Annotated in this window: 1 protein-coding gene; it reads right to left on the bottom strand. The window is 56.8% G+C overall.

Annotation, left to right across the window (positions count from 1 at the left end; genetic code table 11):
* The coding region (locus X742_RS1000000175320; protein ID WP_032925219.1) for a hypothetical protein at positions 1–241 on the bottom strand (241 nt) is incomplete at its 3' end.
* Positions 242–655: the final 414 nt, after the last annotated feature.

Here is a 655-nt window from a genome sequence, read left to right on the forward strand (position 1 = left end):
ACTGAAACCGTTGTCGCAGATAAGGTCTCGGCCGGTGTTCCGCTTGAGCAAAGACCGAATTGTTTTGAGCCGCAGTCAGAACCCCCCACGAGGACGGCAATAGGGCCACCCCAAGGACCATGGCTAAGAACACGGCGAGAAGCCCGAACCGTTGCGGTCTGCGACGTTGGATGTAGGAATCGATCTCCAACGGGTCATGCTCGGGCAGCTCATGCCAGGTGACCTGGCCCAGATCGCGCATATCGACTTGCTGGTCAGTCCACGAACCCTAGTCGGTGCTGCCCCCGTTTCCCGAACATGGAAGACCAATCAAAGGTGGTTTGTCAGGTCCGGTCTGGAGAATCATGCTGCAGTCCATGAATTGAAAGCCACGCTGAGCGATATGAGTGATCTTCCACGTCGCAAATCTGGGAACTCCACCCGAATGAGCGCAGGGACCTCGATCTTCAAGGAAGCAGGTCGAGCGATTTTTGTAGACAGATTTTGTCCCTTCACTGTCCTGCCGGATGATCTCCCAACCAAGCCGTTCGCCGTGCGCCAGGGATGCGGAACCCCTGGGCCATATGCTGATGTCGTAGGGCTTAGACCTTGTAACCGAGGGCTCGCACGCCCGTTAGGAACCGGTCTCGATCAGATCGGAAGAGCACACGTCTGA

Origin of the sequence: Mesorhizobium sp. LNHC229A00 (genome assembly GCF_000502415.1) — a bacterium.
Lineage (GTDB): Bacteria > Pseudomonadota > Alphaproteobacteria > Rhizobiales > Rhizobiaceae > Mesorhizobium.